We start from the raw sequence: 3,229 nt of genomic DNA on the forward strand, positions 1-3,229 counted from the left end.
TTGCGCCGCCCGGATCGTCAACATCATCCACATACCCGCCCTCTTCCGAGAAGACATGCGGCGTCGTTTTGGCAAAGGTTCCCTTGGCCATTGGTGATTTCCTTTCGGGCAAAGAAAAAGCCGCCTCAGTGGGCGGCACAGGCTGCTGACAAACCCGTCGATATTTTTCGGCGGGTTTGGTTTTTTGAGAGGGGTCGCGTTTTGCGACTGCGTTTGCGAGATGTTGCAAGCGGCCGCAGCCGCTCATGCGGTGGCTGCCCTTGGCGGCTTTGTCAGGACCATTGCGATCTTCTTGATGTTCTGTGCGGCGGCCTGCAGCAGACATTGGCAGGCGACGCGGACAAGGCCTCGAAAGCGGGCGTAGCGGTGGCCGTGCAGCTGCTTGGCGTCGGCAAAGGATCGCTCCACCGTTTCCTTGCGCCGCTTATAGATCGCCTTTCCCCAAGCCGTGAGACGATGGGCGTCAGTGCGTTCGCGGGCATCCTGCCAGACATGCCGGGTGATGGTGCGGATGGCCTTGGCGTTACTGGTGCAGGAGGCGAGCAGCGGGCAGGTCCGGCAGATGGCCGCATCGGATACATAATGCTTGTAACCGTTGCGGTCGGTCGTGGCATAGGTGAGCAATTGACCCTGGGGGCAGCGATAGCCATCGACATCGGTTTCGAATGCGAACTTCGACTTGCGCATCATGCCGTCCCTGGGCGGCGTCGGAGTGCGGTAGCCGGTGACGCCGAGGATATGGCGATCCTCCAAACCCTGGGCGATGGCCGCTGTCGCATAACCGGCATCCAGCCCGACCCCGCCAACCGCGAAGTCAAAGCGCCGGCGTTGCCGATCCAGCCGGTCGAGGTAGACGCGGCTGTCATGCACATTAGCCGGCGTGACGTGGATGTCGGTGATGATGGCCAGCTTTCCATCCACCGTGCGGTGGTCGAGATAGTAGAAGCCCTTCGGCTTGCCGTCGCGCACCATATAGCCGCTTTCCGGATCGGTGCGCGACACCTTGGTTTCCTTCGTCTGCGGTTCGCGCTCTTTCTCCCTCAGCGGCTTTTGACCATGCAATGCCCGCTCGGCATCGATGGCCCGGTCGAGAGCGGCCCAGTAGTCGGCGCGCGACTTCTCGATCATCGCCAGATCGTATTTGCCCTTGTTGGCATTGGCCTTCAGATGCGTGCTGTCGGTATAAAGCACCGTGCCGTCGACCAGCCCGTGCCTGATCGCCTGTTCGACGATGTGGTCGAAAATGTCCTGGGCGACCGATGTGTCGTTAAAGCGCCGCCGCCGGTTCTGGCTCAGTGTCGAGGCGTCGAACACCGTATCGCTCAGCTTCAGGCGCAGGAACCAGCGATAGGCGACATTGACCTCAATCTCACGCACCAATTGACGCTCGGAGCGCACGCCGAACAGGTAGCCGATGAACAGCGCCTTGAACATCAAGGTCGGATCGAGCGGCGGACGGCCGTTGTCGGGGCAATAAAGCCCAGCAACCCGATCATGGATGAAAGAAAAGTCGATCACCGCATCGATCTTGCGAAGCTGATGATCTTTCGGGACCAGTTGATCGAGCGTCACCATCTCGAGCGTGGTCTGTTCGTCGGCGGGTTTCTTCAACATGTCCCAATGAATCATAAAACCCCCGGCATAGCCAGGGGTTTGTCAGCAGTCTGACCCGCCTCAGTGGGCGGCAAGGGTTTCATTTCTAGATATTGCTAAATGTTTCTCGTTCCTTTAATGCTCTTTCAAGCGTTCATAAGAGCTAAGGGCGGATAGTGAACATCACGACAAAAGTAGCGGGATCAGTACAAAAACAACGCTTTATGGCACTTGATTTGCTGCGGATATTTGCCGCTTATTGGGTACTATTTCACCATTGGACCACAACGGAAGGCTTCATGAAACTCATGAAGCGCGGGTATGAAATACCTTCCTTTCCGCACGTAATCAGGGTTCTATTGGAGCCTGAGTTCCTCGGCGTTGACATTTTCTTCATTCTAAGCGGTATCGTGATTAGCAAAAGCGCCGTTGGCAGATCTTGGGATGACTTTGCCCGGGCTCGGTTTATTAGATTGTTTCCGGCCTATTTTATTGCGACGGTAATCGGGATCATTCTCGCTTCATTTACTATGTCGGTGCACCCACCAGTGCCACAACTTTTAATGTCTCTAACTGGCTTGCAATGGTTTTATGGCTATCCAACCATTATAGGACCAGCTTGGACACTATTTTTTGAGGTTCGGTTCTACATTCTTATTGCTGTATTTGTTGCGACAATGAGATTAGTTACCACAGACAGCATGAGAACTTTTGCTATAATTTGGAGCATATCTCTCATCCTAGCTCCAAGTTTAAATATTCCCGCGTTCAATTTTTTAGTTATATCTGATTATGGTGTTTATTTTTGTTTTGGAATTATACTCGGAACAACGACAAACAATTCAGTTAAGAGCAACGTCCCACTTATTATATTTGGGTTTTCTATCGCATGGGTACGGCTGCAAGCTCGATATGGCGCGATAGAGCACCACGCCTTTGAGGCCGAGATCGTAAGCGCACTGATCTTGTTAGCGATCACCTTCGTCGCGCTTCGTCCACACGAACTATCATTCATTCGATCCGAGAAATCGTATAGGCTGGTGACAAACTTGGCGCTGGCCACCTACCCATTGTATCTTTTACACGAGCCTGTCGGCATGCCGTTAATTGCTGAGCTAACACGATTGGGCGCTCCTTTCTCGTTATCATTTCTTCTGGTCTTGGTTCTGATTACGGCGTTCTCCTTATATTGCGCGACCAAATTGGAAAAACGCTTCGGTCGTTTTATCCTGCGATACATATTTGGGGTGTCACCGGATAGAACTAAGACCGTGTGACAGTCATTGTTGGTGTTGTAGCGTAGGCAATGGTGGCTGTTTTCCTCGGACGAAGAGCAAAAGTGCAGGGAGATTGATTTGCCACAGCGACGCCATCAATTGAAGCCGTGACGCCGGTGCCGGAATACAAGTTGATAGTTTCGTCAGTAAGTCCTGCTGTATAGGCATATGGGCTGGCACCGACTGTTTGAAGAATTGAGCCGCGTGGATTGTAACCAGGGCAAGCCCTTACTGAATAGCCCCGAGTTTCGTGGACGCCCTCGGGTTACATTTCCTGCTGCCGTTCGAACTCGACGGGTGACAGCATCCCGTTCCTGACGTGCTTGCGCTTGGGGTTGTAGAACATCTCGATGTAGTCG

Annotated in this window: 3 protein-coding genes and 1 pseudogene; 1 reads left to right on the top strand and 3 read right to left on the bottom strand. The window is 53.5% G+C overall.

The genetic code is table 11. The features are described from left to right. Together AVM02_RS13710 and AVM02_RS13715 are read right to left on the bottom strand one after the other, a co-directional pair. A pseudogene (locus AVM02_RS13710) lies at nt 1–91 on the bottom strand (acetylmuramidase); the annotation flags it as partial. A gap of 152 nt (nt 92–243) precedes the next feature. Then, nucleotides 244–1,614 carry an IS1182 family transposase gene (locus tag AVM02_RS13715; RefSeq protein ID WP_411507485.1) on the bottom strand — a complete coding sequence of 457 codons (1,371 nt, stop codon included), beginning with the start codon at nt 1,612–1,614 and terminating at the stop codon, nt 244–246. Between the two features lie 155 nt (nt 1,615–1,769). Here AVM02_RS13715 and AVM02_RS13720 point away from each other — a divergent pair, with 155 nt between their 5' ends. Continuing rightward, nucleotides 1,770–2,870, top strand: a complete 1,101-nt coding sequence (locus AVM02_RS13720) for an acyltransferase family protein (protein WP_411507486.1) — start codon at nt 1,770–1,772, stop codon at nt 2,868–2,870. Between the two features lie 265 nt (nt 2,871–3,135). On the opposite strand, the gene AVM02_RS13725 is transcribed toward AVM02_RS13720, so the two are convergent. Further along, on the bottom strand, nt 3,136–3,229 hold a 94-nt coding region (locus AVM02_RS13725; RefSeq protein ID WP_297564976.1), incomplete at its 5' end, for an IS3 family transposase.

The sequence above is a fragment of the Brucella anthropi genome (assembly GCF_046630315.1).
Taxonomy (GTDB): Bacteria; Pseudomonadota; Alphaproteobacteria; order Rhizobiales; family Rhizobiaceae; genus Brucella; species Brucella anthropi_A.

Excerpts from the sequence above, each read along its gene's own strand:
- AVM02_RS13715 (WP_411507485.1), bottom strand. The coding sequence starts at position 1,614 with ATGTTGAAGAAACCCGCCGACGAACAGACCACGCTCGAGATGGTGACG.